Source organism: Alphaproteobacteria bacterium, from assembly GCA_025800285.1.
Classification (GTDB): domain Bacteria; phylum Pseudomonadota; class Alphaproteobacteria; order JAOXRX01; family JAOXRX01; genus JAOXRX01.
The window spans coordinates 173,257-195,463 of the sequence record JAOXRX010000037.1 but is presented as its reverse complement, the minus strand read 5'-3'; the positions used below and the strand labels follow the sequence as shown (position 1 = coordinate 195,463).

17 protein-coding genes and 1 CRISPR repeat array are annotated in these 22,207 nt (G+C 31.4%); of the genes, 7 read left to right on the top strand and 10 right to left on the bottom strand.

Annotated elements, in window-relative coordinates; translation table 11 throughout:
• Window positions 1-6: 6 nt before the first annotated feature.
• The 3 genes from dnaE (at window position 7) to rpsI (ending at window position 4,639) form a co-directional block, all read left to right on the top strand.
• Window positions 7-3,465: a DNA polymerase III subunit alpha gene (dnaE, locus tag OIF36_01875; GenBank protein ID MCV6599216.1), complete on the top strand. Its 3,459-nt coding sequence runs from the start codon at window positions 7-9 to the stop codon at window positions 3,463-3,465.
• Between the two features lie 217 nt (window positions 3,466-3,682).
• Window positions 3,683-4,150, top strand: a complete 468-nt coding sequence (gene rplM / locus OIF36_01870) for a 50S ribosomal protein L13 (GenBank protein MCV6599215.1) — start codon at window positions 3,683-3,685, stop codon at window positions 4,148-4,150.
• 15 nt (window positions 4,151-4,165) lie between these two features.
• On the top strand, window positions 4,166-4,639 hold the full coding sequence (gene rpsI, locus OIF36_01865) for a 30S ribosomal protein S9 (protein MCV6599214.1): 474 nt from the start codon (window positions 4,166-4,168) through the stop codon (window positions 4,637-4,639).
• A 74-nt stretch (window positions 4,640-4,713) separates the two neighbouring features.
• A CRISPR array of direct repeats spans window positions 4,714-5,804; the repeat unit is 36 nt; unit sequence GTTGCGACTAGACATTTAAATCCAATATGCTATAAT.
• A 145-nt stretch (window positions 5,805-5,949) separates the two neighbouring features.
• Here the strand turns inward: rpsI and cas2 are convergent.
• From cas2 to OIF36_01825, 8 genes are all read right to left on the bottom strand, one after another.
• Window positions 5,950-6,294, bottom strand: coding sequence for a CRISPR-associated endonuclease Cas2 (gene cas2, locus OIF36_01860; protein MCV6599213.1), 345 nt, complete (start codon window positions 6,292-6,294; stop codon window positions 5,950-5,952).
• Window positions 6,295-7,197, bottom strand: a complete 903-nt coding sequence (cas1, locus tag OIF36_01855; GenBank protein ID MCV6599212.1) for a type II CRISPR-associated endonuclease Cas1 — start codon at window positions 7,195-7,197, stop codon at window positions 6,295-6,297.
• Window positions 7,187-10,705 carry a type II CRISPR RNA-guided endonuclease Cas9 gene (gene cas9, locus OIF36_01850; protein MCV6599211.1) on the bottom strand — a complete coding sequence of 1,173 codons (3,519 nt, stop codon included), beginning with the start codon at window positions 10,703-10,705 and terminating at the stop codon, window positions 7,187-7,189. The genes cas1 and cas9 overlap by 11 nt, the downstream gene beginning before the upstream one ends.
• 208 nt (window positions 10,706-10,913) lie before the next feature.
• On the bottom strand, window positions 10,914-13,076 hold the full coding sequence (glgB, locus tag OIF36_01845; protein MCV6599210.1) for a 1,4-alpha-glucan branching protein GlgB: 2,163 nt from the start codon (window positions 13,074-13,076) through the stop codon (window positions 10,914-10,916).
• 77 nt (window positions 13,077-13,153) lie between these two features.
• Window positions 13,154-13,381 carry a DUF2934 domain-containing protein gene (locus OIF36_01840; GenBank protein MCV6599209.1) on the bottom strand — a complete coding sequence of 76 codons (228 nt, stop codon included), beginning with the start codon at window positions 13,379-13,381 and terminating at the stop codon, window positions 13,154-13,156.
• A gap of 24 nt (window positions 13,382-13,405) precedes the next feature.
• Window positions 13,406-14,719, bottom strand: coding sequence for a hypothetical protein (locus OIF36_01835; protein MCV6599208.1), 1,314 nt, complete (start codon window positions 14,717-14,719; stop codon window positions 13,406-13,408).
• An 8-nt stretch (window positions 14,720-14,727) separates the two neighbouring features.
• A complete protein-coding gene (locus tag OIF36_01830; protein ID MCV6599207.1) occupies window positions 14,728-16,770 on the bottom strand; it encodes a hypothetical protein in 2,043 nt (680 codons plus the stop codon).
• On the bottom strand, window positions 16,733-17,203 hold the full coding sequence (locus OIF36_01825) for a hypothetical protein (protein MCV6599206.1): 471 nt from the start codon (window positions 17,201-17,203) through the stop codon (window positions 16,733-16,735). Before OIF36_01825 ends, OIF36_01830 begins: the two co-directional genes overlap by 38 nt.
• A gap of 270 nt (window positions 17,204-17,473) precedes the next feature.
• Between OIF36_01825 and OIF36_01820 the strand changes: the two genes are divergently transcribed.
• From OIF36_01820 to tatC, 4 genes are all read left to right on the top strand, one after another.
• Window positions 17,474-18,019: a hypothetical protein gene (locus tag OIF36_01820; GenBank protein ID MCV6599205.1), complete on the top strand. Its 546-nt coding sequence runs from the start codon at window positions 17,474-17,476 to the stop codon at window positions 18,017-18,019.
• Window positions 18,020-18,089: 70 nt separating this feature from the next.
• Window positions 18,090-18,323 (top strand): twin-arginine translocase TatA/TatE family subunit, encoded by a 234-nt coding sequence (locus OIF36_01815; GenBank protein ID MCV6599204.1) that lies wholly within the window; start codon window positions 18,090-18,092, stop codon window positions 18,321-18,323.
• On the top strand, window positions 18,323-18,526 hold the full coding sequence (locus tag OIF36_01810; protein ID MCV6599203.1) for a twin-arginine translocase TatA/TatE family subunit: 204 nt from the start codon (window positions 18,323-18,325) through the stop codon (window positions 18,524-18,526). The genes OIF36_01815 and OIF36_01810 overlap by 1 nt, the downstream gene beginning before the upstream one ends.
• A complete protein-coding gene (gene tatC, locus OIF36_01805; GenBank protein MCV6599202.1) occupies window positions 18,516-19,226 on the top strand; it encodes a twin-arginine translocase subunit TatC in 711 nt (236 codons plus the stop codon). The genes OIF36_01810 and tatC overlap by 11 nt, the downstream gene beginning before the upstream one ends.
• On the opposite strand, the gene pflA is transcribed toward tatC, so the two are convergent.
• Window positions 19,210-19,950 (bottom strand): pyruvate formate-lyase-activating protein, encoded by a 741-nt coding sequence (gene pflA / locus OIF36_01800; protein MCV6599201.1) that lies wholly within the window; start codon window positions 19,948-19,950, stop codon window positions 19,210-19,212. The two genes, tatC and pflA, sit on opposite strands and share 17 nt — an antisense overlap.
• Before the next feature lie 7 nt (window positions 19,951-19,957).
• Window positions 19,958-22,201 carry a formate C-acetyltransferase gene (pflB, locus tag OIF36_01795; GenBank protein MCV6599200.1) on the bottom strand — a complete coding sequence of 748 codons (2,244 nt, stop codon included), beginning with the start codon at window positions 22,199-22,201 and terminating at the stop codon, window positions 19,958-19,960.
• Between the last annotated feature and the right edge of the window lie 6 nt (window positions 22,202-22,207).

Here is a 22,207-nt window from a genome sequence, read left to right as displayed (position 1 = left end):
CAAATAATGGGAAATAGCTTTATACACCTTAGAACACACAGTGCCTACTCTCTTGCAGAGGGGGCAATCACAGCTAAGGATATGATAAAACTAGCAAAGCAAAATAACATGCCCGCTATTGCTATTACAGACACTCACAATATGTTTGGAGCTATGGAGTTTTCATTATCTTCACCTAAAGAAGGAATACAACCTATATTAGGAACATCTATTGCTGTTAAGATAAATATGGGGCCAATAACAGAAAGCATTTTTAAAAATATAGTTCTGTTGGCTCAAAATCATCAAGGATATTTAAATCTTTCCGAACTAATGAGTCGTTCCTACACAATATATGGAAAAGAAGGAAACCCCCATATTGATTTAGCAGACCTTCAAGAATTAAACGAAGGCATAATTTGTTTAACTGGAGCATATAATGGACCTTTAGGTTACTTACTCTTAAACAAAAAAGAAGACCATGCTAAAGAAATGCTTCAAAACCTGCATGAATACTTCGGCGATAGATTGTATATGGAATTATCAAGACACAGCTTATCAGAAGAGGATTTTTGTGAAGAGTTCTTCTTAAAATGGGCATATGAAATGAATATACCTCTTGTTGCAACAAATAATGTATTTTTTAAAACTAAAGATATGTATTCAGCTCATGATGCTCTACTTTGCATTTCTGGTGGTAACTATGTAATTGAAGATGATAGAAGAAAAGAAACTCCGGAGCATTATTTTAAAACATCAGAGGAAATGATAGAACTTTTTAAAGATCTCCCTGAAGCATATTTAAACACTGTACAAATAGCAAAAAGATGTAGTCATTTTCTAGAAGAGAAAGCACCTCTACTTCCTCATGCAGATTGTGGAGACGGAAGAAGTGAAGATGACGAACTAAGGCATCAATCTGAAGAGGGTTTAAAATATAGATTAGAAAACTTTGTATATACAGATGATATGTCTGAAGAAGAAAAAGAGAAAATAAAAGAAAAATATTTTGAAAGATTGAATTATGAGCTTTCAGTTATTATTAAAATGGGATTCTCTGGATACTTCTTAATATGTATGGATTTTATCAAATGGGCAAAAAACAATGATATCCCTGTTGGACCAGGTCGTGGATCTGGAGCAGGTTCTGTTGTTGCTTGGTGTTTGTTAATTACAAACTTAGATCCAATCAGACTAGGGTTATTATTTGAGAGATTCCTAAATCCAGAAAGGGTATCCATGCCCGATTTTGATATTGACTTCTGTCAATCTCGTAGAGGAGAAGTGATACAATATGTACAAAGGAAATACGGTAAAGAATCAGTTGCTCAAATCATCACCTTCGGTAAACTAAAAGCAAAAGCTGTAATTCGTGATGTTGGTAGAGTTCTTCAAATGTCCTATTTTGAAGTTGATAAAGTTGCAAAAATGATACCAATGGATGCAAAAACAATTCAAGATGCTCTTGATACAGAAACAGAGCTTGATGTTTTAAGAAGAACAGATGAAAAAGTTGAAAGATTAATAGAGGTAGCTCAAAAGCTTGAAGGATTATATCGTCATGCATCAACTCATGCGGCAGGACTTCTTATTGGAGATAGGCCTTTACCTCAGCTAGTACCTCTATATGTTGATCCTAAATCAGACTTAGACATGCCTTCTAGTCAATTCAATATGAAAACCATTGAACAAACTGGTCTGATTAAATTCGATTTCTTAGGATTAAAAACTCTTACAGTTATAAAAAGAGCCACAAAGATTATTGAAAAAACATATGGAGAAAAAATAGACATTGATTCAATATCAGTTGATGATGAAAAAACTTTTGAGCTTTTAAGATCTGGTAATACTATTGGTGTATTCCAGTTAGAATCTTCTGGCATGCAAGATGTTATCTCTAAACTAAAGCCTACTAACTTTGATGATATTATCGCTTTAGTTTCCTTATATCGTCCAGGGCCTATGGATAACATACCGACATATATTGCTGTGAAGCACGGAGAAAAAGAAGCTAACTATTATCACCCTATGATTAAATCTATTCTTGAGCCAACTTATGGTATTCCTGTTTATCAAGAACAAGTTCAACAAATTGCTCAAACTATGGCAGGATACTCTCTTGGTGAAGGTGATATGCTTAGAAGAGCAATGGGTAAAAAAATTAAAGAAGAGATGGATAAACACCGTCCTAAATTTGTAAATGGTGCTATGGACAGAGGAGTTGATAAAAAAACAGCAACTCATATTTTTGAAGTTCTAGAAAAATTCGCTAGTTATGGTTTCAACAAATCCCATGCTGCTGCTTATGCTCTAATTGCATATCAAACAGCATATCTAAAAGCACATTATCCCGTAGCATTTATGACTGCATTAATGCATTTAGATGTTGACAATCCTGACAAACTTGCGATCTTCAAGCAAAACTCTAATGAGATGGGGATAGAGGTACTTCCTCCAAATGCGAACAAATCTCTTGCAAACTTTGCAGTAGAGAAACAAGAGAATGGAACGGATGTAATAAGATACCCTCTGGGAGCAATTAAAGGAGTTGGTGTCGGAGCAATGAAATCTCTTGTAAATGAACGAAAAGAAAATGGCAATTTCAAAGACATATTCGACTTAGTTGAAAGAGTTGGAGACAAAGGATGCAATAAAAAACAGCTTGAAGGTTTAACATATGCCGGGGCTTTAGACGATATACATCCCAACAGAGCTCAACTAATAGAGTCTATGGAAATATTAGGTAAATATGCAAGCACATATAGCCATGAAAAAAACTCAAATCAAGTTTCTTTATTTGGAGGGCAAGACATAAAACTAGAAACTCCAAAGTTACCTTTAATTCAACCTTGGAGCAATAGTGAAAAACTAGAGTATGAATTTAAAGCAGTTGGTATGTATCTTTCATCTCATCCCTTAGATTTATATAACAAGACTTTACAATCCATGGAAGTTATAAAATATGCAGATGTTCTAAAAGAAGTAAAAGACACAGGTAAAAATTATGTCAAACTTGCTGGCATCATAACATCTAAATCAATAAAAACATCCAGAAGAGGTAACAAATTTGCCTTCATAGGCTTAAGCGATTCATCAGGATCTTACGAAATAACTCTATTTAGTGATGCTCTAGAAAATTCTAAAGATATATTAGAAGTAGGAAACCTCGTAGTTATACCTGCTGCAGCAGATATTGATGAAGATAATCTAAAACTTAGAGGTGCTGCAGTTAAAGATTTAGCTAAGGAAATGGTAAATGCTACAAAATCAATTAAAGTTTTTGTGGAAGATAAAAAATCTATAACCAACATTCACAATATACTTAAAGATATTCCCAAAGGGAAAATCAAGGTGAATATAATAATGTCTACAAGCGATTTCTCTAAACAAGTAGAAATATCTATAGGTGGTTTCAATTTAATTCCAAATAAAATTGATGAAATTAGAGTTCTTGAGGGTATAAATAAAGTAGAAGATTTTAGTTAAAAATAAAAACAGCGAATCGTATTTTAAAAAAATAAATACTTATTATTCAATGACTTGGAAATAAGGTATAATAATACCATAAGACTAACTAATTGTTTTTATTGAATTTTACATATATGCTATTGACAAAAATTAAAAATCGAGATATATTTACATCTCAAATTAAATAACAAGATTTCGGAATGAGTTCGAGATCAATAAAAAAAGGAAAACAATAATGACAAAAACATTTATGGCTAAGACTCCTAAAGTTGAAGATCAAAAATGGTACATTGTAGATGCTGAAGGACTAGTACTAGGTAGAATGGCTTCTATAATCGCTATGAGACTTCGTGGTAAACACAAACCAACATTTACTCCTCATGCAGATTGTGGTGATAATATCATCGTTATCAATGCAGAGAAAGTAAAACTAACAGGTAACAAATTAAACAGAACAAAGTTCTTCTGGCATACAAATCACCCAGGTGGTATTAAATCAAGAACTATGGGCGAAAGACTAACAGGTAAATATCCTGAAAGAGTTATCATGAAAGCTGTTCAAAGAATGCTTCCAAAAGAAAGCCCTCTAGCTAGAAAACAATTAACAAAACTTAAAGTTTATGTAGGACCAAATCACCCACACGCTGCTCAAAACCCAGAAGTGCTTGATATTGCTGCAATGAACGAAAAGAATGCAAGATAATAGGAGTATATAACAATGACAGATTTAAAAGATTTGAAACAAGAAGTTGAAGCAACTGCAACAGAAGCTCCTGTTGAAAGAAAAGCTCAAATAGATGACCTAGGTAGAGCATATGCTACAGGTAAAAAGAAAAAATGGGCAACTGCTAGAGTTTGGGTAAAAGCAGGTACTGGTAAAGTTGAAATTAATGGTAAAGAGCTTCCTGCATATTTTGCAAGAAAAACTCTACAAATGATTGTTAATCACCCATTCGTAGTAGCTGGTGTTGAAGGACAATTCGATGTTAAAGCAACTGTAAAAGGTGGTGGACTATCTGGTCAAGCACATGCTGTTAAGCACGGTATTGCTGTTGCATTAAACAGATTTGACCCAGCATTAAGAGCTGCTCTTAAGAAAGAAGGTCTATTAACTCGTGATGCTAGAATTAACGAAAGACATAAATATGGTCTTCATAAATCTAGAAGAGCTAAACAATGGGCTAAAAGATAATTTCCAAAACATATGGAATTTACTTTATAAAAGAACCTCTCAAATTGAGAGGTTTCTTTTTTATATACTCATTTATTACGACTAGACATTTAAATCCAATATGCTATAATCTCGAAGACAATACTATTTGGCTTCAACAAGTTGCGACTAGACATTTAAATCCAATATGCTATAATAAAAAACGAAATGCTATCACCTACTGTTAGTTGCGACTAGACATTTAAATCCAATATGCTATAATTATTCCCACTTATGAAAACCTAATTTACATGTTGCGACTAGACATTTAAATCCAATATGCTATAATCTTATTGCAGGAGCAGAAAGGCAAAGATAAGTTGCGACTAGACATTTAAATCCAATATGCTATAATCTACAAAAGAGATGGATGAGTACATAATAGGTTGCGACTAGACATTTAAATCCAATATGCTATAATAAAACAATACTCAAGGAAAAGGAGAGTAAAGTTGCGACTAGACATTTAAATCCAATATGCTATAATTCTATGCAAAAACTTAACTGTTTGATTAGGGTTGCGACTAGACATTTAAATCCAATATGCTATAATAACATCTGTTTAAACTCATCAGTCCAGCTAGTTGCGACTAGACATTTAAATCCAATATGCTATAATATTAAAACAAAAGCAAAAGCCGTTCATATAGTTGCGACTAGACATTTAAATCCAATATGCTATAATTAGGAGGCTATCAAGATGTAGGAGAGTCTCGTTGCGACTAGACATTTAAATCCAATATGCTATAATGTTGAGGACTCGTTCTTATGTGATTGGAAAGTTGCGACTAGACATTTAAATCCAATATGCTATAATCCTCAAGGATTCTTTGTTTAAGTTCTTCTTGTTGCGACTAGACATTTAAATCCAATATGCTATAATATAAAAAAAACAAAAGGAAAAGGAGATAAAGTTGCGACTAGACATTTAAATCCAATATGCTATAATAATCTAACATCCCATATTTCATCCCCAATAGTTGCGACTAGACATTTAAATCCAATATGCTATAATAAAACAAATAATGTTGCCTTATGACGATTTGTTGCGACTAGACATTTAAATCCAATATGCTATAATTGTGCTTGTTGATATATCTACGGCATTTCCGTTGCGACTAGACATTTAAATCCAATATGCTATAATAGATAGTCGAAAAGCCCTCTGGGTGGGGGCTTTTTCTTTATATTAACCTATAAAAAAAATGGCTTTTTATGCATGTTTTTTCATATGTTTTTTTCATTTTTTTTGAAAATATAATTATTTTTTTATCGATTCGTTTTTCATTTTCTTAAAAAAGTTCGAACTGATTAGGCTTTTCTCTTAATTTTTCTTCTTTTAAATTTTCTATATGGATAATATTTTCAAACTGTTTATCTGTAAAAAATAATATATTTATATCTCCATATTTAGGAGTATTTTCTTTGATGTTATTAACATATTTTTGAGAAGACTCCCATGTTCCTGTAAATTGAGTATAGACAGAAAACTGCACCATTTCAAAACCTGTATCTAACAAAAACTTCCTAAATTTACTTGCAGACTTTCTTTGAACAGATGTATCTGTAGGTAAATCAAACATAACCATCATCCACATAAGTTTCCTCCCATTTAAATATCTTTTTTCTTCTTTCATTTAAAATAAATCTTCTTTTATTAAATGAGAATTAAAGTTAAAATTAACATTCTTGCTTTCATATATTTTCACTAAATCTCGAACTATTTGTTGCAATATAACATATAGTGGAGAAAATCCTTCTCCGTTATAAAATTCTTCTGTTAATAAATTTGATAGTTTAGCTTTATATTCTGTAGTTAATTCTGAAACATTATTCTCTTGAAAAATTGCATATACGGTATTATCAACTATTGGGCGAAAAGGTTCAATTAAATCATCAACTAAACAAAATGGATTTAACTTATTATGATGCTCTACTCCAAAAGATGGATTTAACCCTGAAGCAACTACATATCTTGCAAGAGCCGCTCTTATAATAGCATAACCATAATTTAGAAAAGAATTAATCCCCTCCATGTCTTTATTACGAATAAAATCTTCTCCATAAAGAGATTTGAAATATAACCTAGCCCCATAAGCCTCTATATTTGTAGAATCTCCTGAAAGAACTTTTTTATGTAAACATTTTAATTCATTTTTTTTATTCCAACTGTCTAAAACTCTTGATTGATTTTTTATCTTTTCTTGAATTATTAATTGCCATATTCGTTTTTGTAATGGTTTTTTATTTTCAATTTGCTTCAACTGAACTTCAGTTTGTTTATAATTACCAATACAAGATAATAATGTCCCTATAGGATGAAAATTTTTACCTAAAATTACTAAAGGTATTCCTCTTTCGCACAGCTGTTGCAATAAATTATTTGTATAAATGACTCCTCGAGCTGTTATTATAAGGGAGTTAATTGCATCAAAAGTTATATCTTTTAGAACATCCGAATTTCCTTCAATTCTTAAAAAACCCCTATAAACAGAAAGCTTTTTATTATCCGTAGAAATTTCAATGATATTATTTAACATCTTTAATTTTTCCTGTTGAAGAAACAAAAACTTTTTTAGCATTGCAATTTCCCATACCAGAGATAGAAGCTATCCAGCATTTTTTATCAGCTTCCTCTTTTGCAATATTATGAGGTCTTAAAAATAATGTTCCAGCTGAATTAATCTTTTTAACCCTAAACAAAATAGCAATATTTTCTAAATTTTTCTCTTTATTAAATTTCTCTCTAACATAATTTTGAATACCTTTAGGGAATTTATCATCGAAAGCTTGTTCTTTATTAAATGTTGCCATGACCATGTCATTCATTTTTAAAGTCATAATCTTTTTAGCATTAGGATATTTATAATGTAAGTAGCTTATAGGTTCATTATTATGTGCTCTAACTGTTGCATTATAATTAGAAATGATTTCTCCTTCCCATTTTCCAGCATTTTTCATTGCAACTCCTTTATGTTTGTTTTGAGGATTAATTTCATATATCTCCGCACAGAAATTTCCTCCTCCAACAAACCATTTAAAAGATTTTAAAGAAGCTTCTCTTAAAGCGAGAACTGTTTGCAATTCTTTTTCAGATTGTTCTTTTTTAAGAGCTTTTTCTTCTTTTGTTTTTGCATTCATTAATTTTGCTTTACCATCATTAATAAACCATTCTTTATAAGCATTATAATAAGCTTTTTTATCTTCTTGAGTATGAAACATTGGTATATAACTAACAATACTGTTATCTTTTAAAGCATCTACTTTTTTATTTTTATCTTCTTTATGAACATGAAATTTTGCTTTTAACGATTTATCATCTAAGAATCCAATTATCCCATAAGCAGTGTCTTCATGTAATTGTCCGACTGTAGATTTTAAATCATACGGATTTTTAGTTTTAGGTTTATATGATATATTTATATTAGCCACTTTTTCTTTTATATTAAATACATTCAATTTTTTAGGTATAGGTATATATTCTGAAATAATTCCTTGTTCTTTACATTCTCTAAAATCACGAATTCTTTTTTTCAATTCTTTTTTTTCTTCTTTTGAGACTAAAGAATCTCTTAATTTATAAAAATCATCTTTAAAATGGTTCATAATATCATTAGAACACCTTTTCATTTCAGGAACAACTTGTTGCAATTGAGATCTAGATAGAGAAGAAATAACTATAGCATCCATAGCATGGTGATTATGAAAAGCTCTATAATCTTCGTTTTTTTCTTCAATAACTTCTCCAGTTTCAGGATTATAACCAACATCTTTTGTTTTTTCTTTATATTCATTTAAGCCCCAAGACTTCCTAACTAAACTAGTTAACTTACCTGGAACTGATAAAACTGTCTTCTTTCCATCTTCCCTACAAATTGGCAAAAGATATTCTTGTAATAGTCTAGTCATATATCTAGTATCATTTAGAGCTCTCGCTATCGGGCCCTCTTTATCAGAAAACTTCTTCATAGCATTTTCATTAAATCTCCATTGTTGTTCAGAAGATAATTTCATTGCTCTTCTTTTAATATCATCCCAATTATAACCATTAGGGGATTCGTTAAAAGCTTCCCATGGAGTTCTATTGCCTTTAAACTTATTAGCTGTTATTAAAGCTATAACTTTATTATTTAAAGAATCATCTAATGTTATTGAAAATGGTAATATATGCTCTATTTGAAATTTATTCCCGTTAAACAATTCTGTTAGAGATATCTTTTCTCCTGAGAAAGGACACTCTCTATCTAAAACCTTATCTCCTTTACCTATTCCTAAATTTTTCCATATTTTATATTTTTGGATGTCATATCTTTTAGGATCTGTTAAAATACCTTTGTCAATCAACTCTTTTCTTATTTTTTCATTTTCTTTCTCATTTTTATCTCTTACATTTGTCATTTTACTTCGCTCTTTTGAGCCAGCAGATAAATCTCTTCCATATTCAATCGCTATATCAAAAGGTTTTCCATATAAAGATATAATTTCATTTACTAGATGCCTAATTTGATTAAGAGCAACATGAACTGTGGCATTGTTTATTTTACCAAATTCTTCTTCTATGTTTTTAGGTTGAGATTTTTTTCCCAAACAATGTTCTGAAAGAATTTCTCCATAATATGGAAGTTTATCAATATGCTCATATTCTTTTTGAGAATGATGATATTCTGCTTTTTCACAAGCTTCACTGTAGAGCGAACCTTCTCGTAAATAAGGTAGTATATTTCTTATGGCTTTTTTTGATAAATTACCAAAACCATCTTCTAAATTCAACATAGCTAATTCTTTTGCAGATTCTTCTGTTAAAGAAACTTTTGCAATTAATTCTTTTATAACTAAATTTGTATAATCATCTGCGGATAATTTTTGATATTTATCTATATCTGGTCTTGATATTATTTCAATAGCCTTTTCTTGTTGTTCTGAAGATATATTACTCCATTCCTTCTTTAAATTTTCAGTGTTAGATTTTTCATTATATATAGCAAAAACTGTAGAATTTGTATTAATTGATTTTGAATCTTCAGCTGTTTTGCTATATTTAAATCCTTTACCTTCTAAATTGAACTTGCCATATTTATGTAAATTTAAATATTTTTTTATCTTTCCTAAATTAATTCTACCCTTTGCAGTTGTATCATAATCTTGAGGATTGTTTAATATATGTAAAAGCTTATCTCTTTCTTCTTGTGTTAAATTTCTATAATTAGTATCATTTTTTTCTGCATACTTAATAATATTTATTGTTTGTAATAATCTAAATTCTTGAAACAATGGATGAGCTTTTGCAATTCTTGGTTCTCCTTTTTCAAGAGTGCAAGTTCCCTCTTCCTGCTCTTTTAAAGCTCTTTGAAAAAATATAGTTTCTTTTATTTTATTCTTATTTTCTAAATTTAAAACATCGGGATAAAACTCGGCTTGTTTATCCCAAATTATATCAAATTCATTTATATATGTATCTCTAAACGGAAAAGAAGCATTGCCTATAAAGTTACCACTGTCATCATAAGCATCATTTAATCTTGCATTTTCTCCATTTTTAAGTTTTTTATATAAATATTGTCCATAAGTTTTGCAATTATGCTCTAACATTTCCTCTTGTAACTTTTTATAACCATCTTTTAACTTTCCTCCTTGTTCTGCATCGTCTTTTCGACTAGATTTGAAACCTCTTCTTTGAGATAAATGAAATAAAGCTCTCCCCAGTTCATATTTAGTTAATTTTTCATTAACGGAATCGCTCCTCAACTTATATGGATTTAGTTTTTCTAAAGACTTTCTATCTTCAATATTCATAGGAAACAAACCTATTTCTATAAGTTTATTTATTAAGTCTGATCTTCTTTGCTTATATCTATTATGCAGTCTTCTTGCTCCTCTAGCATTTCTCCTTGATACACATAGAGACTCTTTACTTTTATCATCTCTACCATCTGGGAATATTCTAACACCTGTATCAATTATATCAACTGCTATATCATCTTCATTTAGTTCAGCAATACTCCAGCCAATTGAAGTTGAACCCATATCTAAACCTAATCTATATTTCATATACTTTATCCTCCATGTTTTATTTTAATATAATATAAAATATATATTTACAAAAAACAAGTTGACTTTATATTAAAAATATATAATAATTAATTTATCGATTAAATTATTAATGAATTATATAGATAGCATATTGGATTTAAATGTCTAGTCGTTAATAAGAAATTTATTTCGATATTTACAGCTAGCTACTTCGGTAGCTAGTTTTTTATTTCTTTTTCAATATAATTCCTGCGAGGGGTGGGAGGCAGACTTTTATAGAGTAATCAAATCCATGCATCGGTATTTTATCACTATGTATTAAACCTAAATTACCAACATTTGATCCAGAATAATACTCAGAATCAGAGTTAAATACTTCCTTATAATATCCATATTCAGGAACTCCTAAACGATACTCTTCTCTAATTACTGGAGTGAAGTTTAAAGCAACCACCATATGCTCTTCATCTGATTTTCTTATGTAAGAAAGAACAGAGTTTTCTGCATCATTACACTCTATCCACTGAAATCCTTCAGGATCATTATCAAACTCATATAATGACTTCTCATCCTTATATAAATGATTTAAATCTCTTGTAACCAATTGAGCCCCTTTATGAACAGCATATTGATTTAAATGCCAATCAAGACTGCCTTTATATTTCCATTCATCGTACTGCCCGAACTCACACCCCATAAAGAGAGTCTTTTTACCAGGATATGTCATCATCATAGTTAAGTAAACTCTTAAATTAGCAAACCTCTGCCACTCATCTCCTGGCATTCTACCGATAAGAGAGCTCTTGCCATGAACTACTTCATCATGAGAAATTGGCAATACAAAGTTCTCATTATAAAAATATAGCATACCGAATGTTAGGTCTTTGTGATTGTGCTTTCTATAAATAGGGTCCTGCTTAATGTATCTAAGAGTATCATGCATCCAGCCCATATTCCACTTATATGTAAAGCCTAGCCCTCCATCATAAGTTGGTTGAGATACCATACCCCAATCTGTAGATTCCTCAGCAATAGTGATTGCTGTTGGGAATTTTCTATATATAACCTCATTTAATTCCTTTAAGAATAAAACTGCTTCTATATTTTCTCTTCCACCGTATTCATTTTTAACCCATTCACCAGGCTCTCGACAATAATCCAGATAAAGCATAGAAGCAACAGCATCAACTCTTAGCCCATCTATATGAAAAACATCCATCCAATACAGAGCATTAGACAGCAAATAATTTTTAACTTCTTTACGAGAATAATTATATATTAAAGTTCCCCAACCTTTATGTTCTCCTTTTCTAGCATCCTCATGTTCATATATCTTTGTTCCATCAAAGCACCCTAGCCCATGCTCATCTTTAGGAAAATGTCCTGCTACCCAATCTAATATAACTCCTATACCTTCTTGATGAGCCTTATCCACAAAATATTTAAAATCTTCAGGATTGCCAAACCTAGCAGTTGGAGCATATAACCCAATAGTCTGATATCCCCAAGAGCCTTCAAATGGATACTCTGATATTGGTAACAACTCAATATGAGTATATCCCATCCATTTAACATAAGGAATCAAATCATCTGCTAATTCTTTATACGAGAGAAACTCTCCGCCATTTTTTCTTTTCCAAGAGCCTGCATGAACCTCATATATATTTAATGGAGAATTCCTATCCGCATCCCTAGATTTCATCCAGTTTTTATCTTGCCATTTATAATCTTGTACTCCGTGAACAACAGAGCCTGTTTTTGAAGGCTTCTCTGCACAAAAAGCATAAGGGTCCGCCTTTAGAGGCATAACCTTACCATCTTTGCTCTTTATTTCAAACTTATATACATCTCCAACGGAAACATGAGGCACAAACATTTCCCAAACTCCGCAAGAAGGGTGATATCTCATTATGTGTCTTCTACCATCCCAGCCATTAAAATCTCCAACCACAGAAACCCTACAAGCATTAGGAGCCCAAACCGCAAAAGAGGTTCCTCTAACCCCCTCTAGCTCACATGGGTGTGCTCCCATTTTATTATATGATTTAAAATGAGTGCCTTCTGCTAAAAGATGTCTATCAATCTCTCCAAAAATAGAGTGGAAACGATAAGCATCTTCTAAATCCATTACATGATTATGAGAGTTTGTTATTCTTAAAAAATATGGTGTTTTTTTCCCTTTTTTCACAACAAGCTCAAACACTGAACTATTATAAATCTCATTCATAAAACCTAAAGAGTTATTATTGTTTTTATTTATGACCTCTATAGATTTTGCATAGGGGAAAAAGGTTCTAATTACTATATCAGACCCATGTTTATGCATGCCAAAATATGCAAAAGAGTCATGCAAGTCTCCGTTTATAAAATGATGAAATAAGTCTGACATATTAAATCCTTAGTTAACAAAGTAATATAGAAATATGTTATTTCTATTAAAAAGCTATGCTGATAGTTTAAATAAAACTATTTCTTCTTTATTGCAGCTTTTTTCTTTGGCGCCACTTTCTTTTTTATAGATACCTTTTTTGGCGCTACTTTCTTTTTTGCTGGAGCTTTTTTTGCTTTTACAGTTTTAGATTCTGCTTCTAGCAATCTTTGTTGAGCCATATTCCAATGCTCAATCTCTCTACCGTGAGGACAACCTTCTTCTTCCCAAATTTGATAAGCTAGCTCTCTAATTTTATCTTCCATAACTTCCTCCTTAACAAAGCTATTTTACATTTCTGTAGGATATGTTAAATCATATTCCTCTATCGGAGGCATTTCCTCTGATAAAGTATCTTCTATTAGTTCTATATCTTTAATCTCTGAAAGATCTTCAGGATGAGCAGGAGGTGTCAATAAATCAACCTCTTCTTCATCTATAAGAGTTTTATTTACCTTCTCTATTTCTTTAGAGTCTTGTATTGAAGAATTTTCTATAATATCTTCTTTTACCTCTGCTTGAGGAAAATCAGCTTCAAATTCATTTTTTGATAGAGATTCATCTTCAATCTCTATAATTTCCTCTTGTATCTTAATATCTATTTTTGCTTTATCTCCATCTGATAAGATATACTCAGCTTCTATTTCTTTATTAATAGATACTTCCTCTACAGCACTATCTTCTTCTGCCTTTTTAGGCACAAACAATGGAGAAATCTTATTTTCAACATTCCATTTATCAGAAACATAAGATAATTTACCAACATACTTTTCATCAGAATAATTATTCATTAATTCATCCCATTGCTGTATAGGTAAGTTATTAACCTTTGTAACAGGAAGGGTTTTAACAGGAGCAGTTCTAGCTAAAACACCTACAATCAAAGAAATAATTAAGAATGAGAATCCTAAAGCACCAAAAACCATTCCAACCAAAGCAAAAGGTAATGCCTTAAAACTATACGGTGTCATATTTGTATTTGAAGGGCAAATATTCACTATATTTGTTTCGACAGAATCAATACCTTCTGGTAATAATATTGAAGAAAACCCTTCTTTATCACTTTTCTTTATTTCAAGAACTCTTCTTTTGTTTCTTATACAAATACAAGCTGTTGGGTCTTCTTGTAAAGTCTTTATTATTTCTGGCAAATAAGCTTTACCATCTCCACCATCATGAATTTCTACTGCATAACCACCTTCATTTGCTATTGCATACATATAGCAATCAGCAGGAACAGGATAATGGTTATCAATAAAACCTCTAGCATAAGCAATAGCTTCACTTTTCTTACTAGTTCCATCCAAAAAGTCAATAACTACAGTTCTTGCAGATGTTATATTATTCTTACTTCTTCTGTTAACTTTTTCGATATCAACATTTTTTGTCTTTTTACGATTTTTATGACCCTTATTTAAAAGAAAATCATCTTTTTCACCATCTACTAAATCTTTACCTCCAACAATACCTTGTGTTTTTTCTTCTAAAACATCAATATCTTCTATAGAGTTAAAGTCTCCAGATATAAGTTCTTCTCCCATATCCACTTCATCAGAGATATCACTATTATCACTTATTATGAAATCATCTTTTATATCAGCCATAATATCTCCTAGTTCTTAATTCCTCTTAGCATGTTAAGCATTTTAATCTTTTTAAGCTCTTCTTCGCTTAGTGGTATTTTAATTTCTTCTTCAGAGATCTCTTCTGAAACATCTTCTACAACCTCTTCTTTTTTCCACTCTTCTTCAGCTTCTAAAACAGCTCTAACCTTTTTTTGCTCTTCCAATTCAGCTTTTAGCCTAGAGTTTTCTTGAGATGTTTTTTCTAACATAGCTTGATGTTTCTTTTCCATCTCTTTTTTTATTTGCTCAAGCTTTTTTTCCATTTCAGCTTTTTGCTTTTCTTTTTCTCTTCTTTTTTGCTCTAGTTCTAAAGCTTTTCTATTAACCTTTTCTTTAGCTTGCTTTATTTCTTGAGCTTTCTTTTTTTCAGCTTCTTCAAGAGCTTTTTTCTCATCTTCTTTTTTCTTTTCTTGAGCTTTATTGTAATTATACTTTACATTTTTAACTACCTTTTCTTCATCTAAGCTCATTTCATTTCCTTCTGTTTCATAAAGAGTAACTAAAGGTCTTATAATTAAGAACAAAGCTTGCTTATTAGAGCTAATCTTAGCACTATTTAAAGACCAAGCTCCCATTGGAGTTGTTCTATTATCATTACTAATCTCACTCATCAAACCACCTAAAATAACTGTTTCACCAACTGGTATTCTAACAACATCTTGAAGATTGTCTTTTTTAATATTTGGTTTAACTGTTATCTCTTTAAAGTCTCCCCCAGCATTAACAGTTGTATCAGCCAATCTATTACTTAGCTCAAAGTTAGCATCAATAGTTACGATTGCATTATAAGCATCAAAAACCGGCAAGAATGTTAAAGTAAGACCTGTTTCAACAGTATCAAATTTTGGAGAAGGAGGTTCAGGATTATCGCCATAGCTACCACCATCATATCCAGAAACATAAGCCTCTTCTTTAACAGATTCCAGTTTTACTTCTTTACCAGAAATTGTTCTCATTTCAACATTTTGTTCTGTAGTTGTTCTACCTAAAGTAGATAGAATATTAATAGCCATATCAACTGACACATCTGTTTCAGTTCCGAATATTGAGATACCTTTTCTAAAGAACTTACCAGAGATATTTCCTGTCGGATTATCAGAATCTCCATTATATGGTTGAATTGTTACAGCATTACTATTTTTAGAGCTATCAGTAGGGTCTTTCAATTCAAGTTTAAATGCATCCCAATCAAAACCTGTAGATTTATTGCCTTTAACCTCAACCTGCACTAGAGCAACCTGCAATGTAATCTCACTTAAGTTATGTGAAATTCTTTGCAAAAATGGTTTTATCAAGTTTTGTTGAGATCTTGGTTTTGCATAATAAACTATTTGACCAGCTGTCAAAGAAGTTGAAACATCTGTAGCACCTAAAGCTGTAATCTCACTTGAAATTGAATCTATAATATCTTTTTGTTGAGGAACAGAAACAACATACTCTTGTTTTGTAGATAAGAAAATAGTTCCATCTTCATACCAATAAGAAATATTCATTGCACTTCTAAGTCTTTTTAAAAGTCCGCCAATTGTACCTTTATATGTTTTAAAAGGAACAACTCTTTTTTCCAGCTGAGTTATAGCACTTAGAGCATTACCATTTGACGAAGCACTTGATGAAAAATCTTCTTCAAAATCTATATCGCTATCAGAGTCAGAGTCAGAGATATCACTACTACTTCCTCCTAGGCTACTTGCACCTTCATCATATACGGTCCAGTTATAAGAAACAGGAAAGCCTTTTTGTTCAAGCATGAAAACAATATCACCTACTGTACCAATTCTCCCTGAAAACTTAATTGATATAGGTTGTTTTGCTTTGCTTTTAGGTAGATTTGAATCTAACTGTTTAGATATAAAGAAATCTCCCGCAAGTTTAACTTTACGAAGAGGTTTTCTTTCTGCCCATTTAAAGTGCTGCTTCTGTTCGAAGCCATTCATATCGTCTAAATTTGTATCTGGTAATGGAGGGGAACATGCAATCAACAAGAAAGCATTAAAAGCCACAGCCACCCATTTTATTAAATTCTTCATTTTCTTTCGCCTCTTCTACTGGTATAAAAAATTGTTCGTTTGTTTTTTTGTTCTTATAAAGAGCTTTCTTATCTATACAACCGATAAACATAGCATCTTTGAATTTATTTACTTTAGGTTTAGCAGTTTCAAAACTGTCTAAATTAGAATTATTATCTCCATCAAAAGGAAGTCTATTTGATTGATTTCTTCTAACACTGTTCTTTTCAGCATTTTCTCTTCTAATTTGGTCTATCTCAACTCTTATTCTTTCTTCTAGCACAGAAATTCTCATATCTACTTGACCCTGAATTTCTTTTTCTAGTTTTTCTCTATCAGCTTTTGTAAACTCTCCAGCTCCTTTCATGGTGAAAGGATTATGTGATTCAGCTTGAGCCAAGCTTGTCACAAACAATAATGAAAACAACATTATTTTTATACTGATTTTCTTCATATTATGCCCTTGTTAAAATTATAGCTACCTTAAATAAAGCATATATCAACATAGATGTAAAGTGTTTTTTTATTTTTTTCAATATTTTATTTTTGTAATAAGCTTCTTGTATAAATCATTTTTTTATGTATAATAAAATCACAAATAACCAGAAAGAAGCGGAAAATGAAAAAAACTATATTCTACATGTTAATGATATTAGCCTTAAGGCAACACAAATCTTTTGCTTTTACTTGTCCCGAAGCTCCGAAGCCCAAAATAAATTTTTCTATGAGAAAAACACCGACAAAATTCAATTTTTCAAAAACTACCAAACAGTTAACAGCCGCGAACTTAACTAAATCAGCTCAATGGGCAGGGTGGATAAATGAAGGAATTATGTCAAGCAAATTTCCTAATTATAAAATAAGTGCAAAATTAAAAGGGTTAACATATCCAGATGTTGGCAAGGCATGTTATTGGATTGATACTATAAATTTTAATTGGGTTTTCTCTCCTACCATATTTGTAGCGAAAGAGTATAAAAGAGGCAGTTGCAAGTACAACACTGTTATAACTCACGAAAGACAACATGTTAAGATTGATATAGCTATATTAAAGAAATACAGAGATAAAATTAAAAACAACTTAAGAAAACAAGCTCTATATCCAATTACAAGCGGCTTAGTAAACTCTAATGCAAAAGTTAATTTGCTCAAAAAAGTTGAGGACGACCTAGCTCCCTTAATAGAGAGAATGGTTAAAGAAAGAACCATAGAGCAGGGGAAAATAGATACTGTTGAAGAATACACAAAACTTGGAAATATGTGTAAATAAACATAGATATTGACATATAATAGTAAAAATTTTAATATAAAAAAGACTAACAAAAAAGAAAGGTAAGTTCATGAGTATATCTCTACCACAAATTATAATAATCGCATTAATAGTAATTATCGTTTTTGGAACAGGCAAGTTCCCAACAATTATGGAGAACATTGCAAAAGGTATAAAAGCATTCAACAAAGGCTTAGCAAGCGAAGAGCCAATCGTAGAAGAAAAGAAAGCTCCTGCTAAAAAGAAAAATACTGCAAAAAAAGCTCCTGCTAAAAAAACAGCAGCAAAGAAAAAAACTAAATAATGTTTTCTCTAGGAGCAAATGAATTAATAATAATTGTTTTTGTAGCAATATTAATTATTGCTCCTAAAGATGTTCCTATTGTCATGAAGAATTTAGGAAAAGTATTAGCCAAAATCAGAATATTCTCAAGAGGCATAAACCATCACCTAAACGACTTCATTGATAATGCAATAATAAATCAAGAGGTTGAAGATGATGAATAAAAAAGATCACATAACCTCTCACTTTTCTGATTTTAGAAATAAGTTAATAAGCTGTTTTTTATTCTTTTTAATATCATTCGGTATATCTTACTATTTTTCAGATTTAATTTTTGCCTTTCTAGCTTCTCCGCTAGAAAATAATAAAATGATTTACACAAACCTTACAGAAGGTTTTTTTACTTATTTAAAGGTTGCTTATTTTGGAGGCTTATTTTTATCCATACCATTTTGCTTAATACAATTATGGAGATTCATCTCTCCAGGACTTTATATAAATGAAAGAAAAGCAATACTTCCCTTTATAATAATGACTCCTATTCTTTTTTACTTAGGAGGAGCTTTTGTTTACTTTTTAGTAATCCCTAATGCTTGGAGCTTCTTTTTAAGCTTTCAAAGCGATAGTATAGAGCTAACTGCAAAAATAAGTGAATACTTATCTTTGATAATGAGCTTAATAATAGCTTTTGGGCTATGCTTTGAGACTCCAGTTATTCTTTCTTTATTAGTTAAGATTGGCATTGTAAGTTTTGAAACTCTTAAAAAAGCTAGGAAATATTTTATAATCATTGCTTTTATATTAGGAGCATTTTTAACTCCACCAGATGTAATATCTCAACTGATTTTAGCTTCTGTAATTGTTATACTATTTGAGTTATCTTTAATATTTATAAAACTTAGTTCTTCTACTCAGCGCAGATAACCTTAAATCTTGTTTTCTTAAAAACATCTACAGCTTTTTTAACTGCTTCTTTGCTTGGCTCATCAATATCTAGCTTATATTCATAACCTAAAGCTTCCCACTTATGAACTCCCATTTTATGATAAGGCAATAACTCTACTGTAGAAATCTGTTTGAAGTCTTTAATATGTTCAGCTACCTTTTCAAGATAATCAACTTCAGCAGTTGTTCCTGTTAATAAAACAAGCTTAATCCATATTTCTAAATTTGTTTTTGTATCAGCAAACTCTAAGAACTTTAATATCTTATCATTAGGTTTACCGGTTAATTCTTCATGATCTTTTGAATCAATATTTTTAATATCAAACAATAATAAGTCCGTATAGTCTAATATTTCTGATATAGTATCATCTATATCTATATAACCGCATGTATCTAAAGCGGTATGTATTCCGTTTTTCTTAAGCTCTTTGAATAGCTCTAAAACGAATTTCTTTTGCAATAAAGGCTCGCCTCCTGAAAGAGTTACACCTCCATTTGAGAATGTGAAAAATTCTTTATATTTTAATATATCATTAACTAATTCTTCAACTGTTCTCTGTTTATCCGTCTTACCAAACCAAGTGTCTGGATTATGACAAAATTTACAGCGAAGGGGGCACCCTTGCATGAAAATGACATATCTAATGCCAATTCCGTCAAGAGTACCCGCTGTCTCAATAGAATGAATATTCGCTGTTAACATAGCTTTCCTATATTTTTTCGTGGAAAGTTCTGCTGATAACATCAAGTTGTTGTTCTTTTGTCAACTTAATGAAGTTCACAGCATAACCTGAAACACGAATTGTTAACTGAGGATAATTCTCAGGATGCTCCATAGCATCTTGAAGAGTTTCTAAGTTAAGAACATTAACATTTAAGTGTTGTCCGCTTTTAGAAACATATCCGTCTAGAAGAGCTGTTAAGTTTCCGATTTTAGTTGCTTCATCTTTACCTAAAGAGTTAGGAATGATTGAGAAAGTATTTGAAATACCATCTTTAGCATCAGCAAATGGAACTTTAGCAACAGAGCATAATGATGCTAGAGCACCATGTGTATCTCTACCATGTAGAGGGTTAGCACCTGGAGCAAATGGCTCACCAGCTTTTCTTCCGTCAGGTGTGTTACCTGTTTTCTTACCATAAACAACATTAGATGTAATTGTTAAGATTGATTGTGAAGGAACTGCATCTCTGTAAGCAGGGATTTTTCTAATTTTATCCATGAATTGTTTTGTAACACTTACAGCGATATCATCAACTGCATCATCATTGTTACCGAATTTTGGATAATCACCTTCGATTTCGAAATCAACAACAACTCCGTCTTCGTTTCTGATTGTTTTAACTTTAGCATTTTTAATAGCTGATAGAGAGTCAACAACAACTGAGAAACCAGCAATACCACAACCTAGATTTCTTTCAACTTCTCTGTCCATAAGAGCCATTTGAGCTTTTTCATAGTAGTATTTATCATGCATAAAGTGAATGATATTTAAAGCATTAACATAAGTTTTTGTTAACCAGTCCATAACTTTATCAAATTTTTCACAAACTTCATCATAATCTAAGTATTCAGATGTAATTGGTTCGAAACCATCAACAACTTTTTTGAATGATTTTTCATCAACACCACCGTTAATCGCATATAATAAAGCTTTAGCTAAGTTAGCTCTAGCTCCGAAGAATTGCATTTGTTTACCAATAGTCATTGGAGAAACACAACATGCGATACCATAATCGTCTCCGAAATCTTTAATCATTAGATCATCATTTTCGTATTGGATTGAAGATGTTTCAATAGACATTCTTGCACAGAAATCTTTGAAACCTTTTGGTAATTTAGTTGACCAGAAAACTGTTAGGTTTGGCTCTGGAGCAGGACCAATATTTGTTAATGTATGTAGGAAACGGAATGAGTTCTTTGTTACAAGAGTTCTACCATCTAATCCCATACCACCGATTGTTTCTGTAATCCAAACTGGGTCTCCACTAAATAGAGCATTATACTCTGGAGTTCTTAGGAATCTAACCATTCTTAATTTAATGATGAAATCATCCATAATTTCTTGAATGTCTGATTCTGTATAAGTTCCAGCTTTAATATCTCTTTCTGCATAAACATCTAAGAAAGTAGAAACTCTACCTAGAGACATAGCAGCACCGTTTTGATCTTTAATAGCAGCTAAGTAACCGAAGTATGTGAATTGCACAGCTTCTTTTGTATCTTTAGCTGGTTTTGAAATATCAATACCATAAGCATCAGCCATTTCTTTCATTTGACCAAGAGCAATAATTTGTTCTGAGATTTCTTCTCTTTCCAAAATATCAGCAGCATTTAATAGGTTACCATCTGTAACAGCTTTTTGAGCCATTTTATCTTCGATAAGTCTATCGATACCATAAAGAGCGATTCTTCTGTAATCACCGATAATTCTACCTCTACCATAAGCATCTGGCAGACCTGTAATAATACCACTTCTTCTGCATTCTCTTATAGCAGGAGTATAAGATTGGAAAACACCATCATTATGAGTTTTTCTGTATTTTGTAAATACTTCTCTGATGTTTTTATCTTCTTCTAGTCCATAAGCATCACAAGAGGCTTGAACCATTCTATAACCACCGTAAGGCATGATAGCTCTTTTTAGAGGAGCATCTGTTTGCAGACCAACGATAATCTCTTTGTCTTTGTTAATGTAACCAGCTTTAAATGCATTAACAGCTGATGGAGTAGATGTATCACAATCTAAAACACCACCTTTAGCAATTTCAGCTTTCATTAATGTTAAAACTTCTTCCCATATAGAAGTTGTTCTTTCTGTAACAGGAGCTAAGAAAGAATCGTCTCCTTCATAAGGAGTATAGTTTTTTTGGATAAAGTCTCTAACGTTTATAGAGTCGTTCCACTCACCAGGAATGAAGCCTTCCCAGTTTTTTTCAACTTGATTTGTCATAAAAAA

What these genes read in the sequence shown, in the direction of transcription:
- rplM (MCV6599215.1), top strand. Translation starts at nt 3,683, where the DNA reads ATGACAAAAACATTTATGGCTAAGACTCCTAAAGTTGAAGATCAAAAA.
- tatC (MCV6599202.1), top strand. Translation starts at nt 18,516, where the DNA reads ATGATGAATAAAAAAGATCACATAACCTCTCACTTTTCTGATTTTAGA.
- pflB (MCV6599200.1), bottom strand. Translation starts at nt 22,201, where the DNA reads ATGACAAATCAAGTTGAAAAAAACTGGGAAGGCTTCATTCCTGGTGAG.
- dnaE (MCV6599216.1), top strand. Translation starts at nt 7, where the DNA reads ATGGGAAATAGCTTTATACACCTTAGAACACACAGTGCCTACTCTCTT.
- glgB (MCV6599210.1), bottom strand. Translation starts at nt 13,076, where the DNA reads ATGTCAGACTTATTTCATCATTTTATAAACGGAGACTTGCATGACTCT.
- OIF36_01840 (MCV6599209.1), bottom strand. Translation starts at nt 13,381, where the DNA reads ATGGAAGATAAAATTAGAGAGCTAGCTTATCAAATTTGGGAAGAAGAA.
- cas1 (MCV6599212.1), bottom strand. Translation starts at nt 7,197, where the DNA reads ATGTTAAATAATATCATTGAAATTTCTACGGATAATAAAAAGCTTTCT.
- OIF36_01820 (MCV6599205.1), top strand. Translation starts at nt 17,474, where the DNA reads ATGAGAAAAACACCGACAAAATTCAATTTTTCAAAAACTACCAAACAG.
- OIF36_01835 (MCV6599208.1), bottom strand. Translation starts at nt 14,719, where the DNA reads ATGGCTGATATAAAAGATGATTTCATAATAAGTGATAATAGTGATATC.
- OIF36_01810 (MCV6599203.1), top strand. Translation starts at nt 18,323, where the DNA reads ATGTTTTCTCTAGGAGCAAATGAATTAATAATAATTGTTTTTGTAGCA.
- cas2 (MCV6599213.1), bottom strand. Translation starts at nt 6,294, where the DNA reads ATGAAAGAAGAAAAAAGATATTTAAATGGGAGGAAACTTATGTGGATG.
- cas9 (MCV6599211.1), bottom strand. Translation starts at nt 10,705, where the DNA reads ATGAAATATAGATTAGGTTTAGATATGGGTTCAACTTCAATTGGCTGG.
- OIF36_01825 (MCV6599206.1), bottom strand. Translation starts at nt 17,203, where the DNA reads ATGAAGAAAATCAGTATAAAAATAATGTTGTTTTCATTATTGTTTGTG.
- OIF36_01830 (MCV6599207.1), bottom strand. Translation starts at nt 16,770, where the DNA reads ATGAAGAATTTAATAAAATGGGTGGCTGTGGCTTTTAATGCTTTCTTG.
- rpsI (MCV6599214.1), top strand. Translation starts at nt 4,166, where the DNA reads ATGACAGATTTAAAAGATTTGAAACAAGAAGTTGAAGCAACTGCAACA.
- pflA (MCV6599201.1), bottom strand. Translation starts at nt 19,950, where the DNA reads ATGTTAACAGCGAATATTCATTCTATTGAGACAGCGGGTACTCTTGAC.
- OIF36_01815 (MCV6599204.1), top strand. Translation starts at nt 18,090, where the DNA reads ATGAGTATATCTCTACCACAAATTATAATAATCGCATTAATAGTAATT.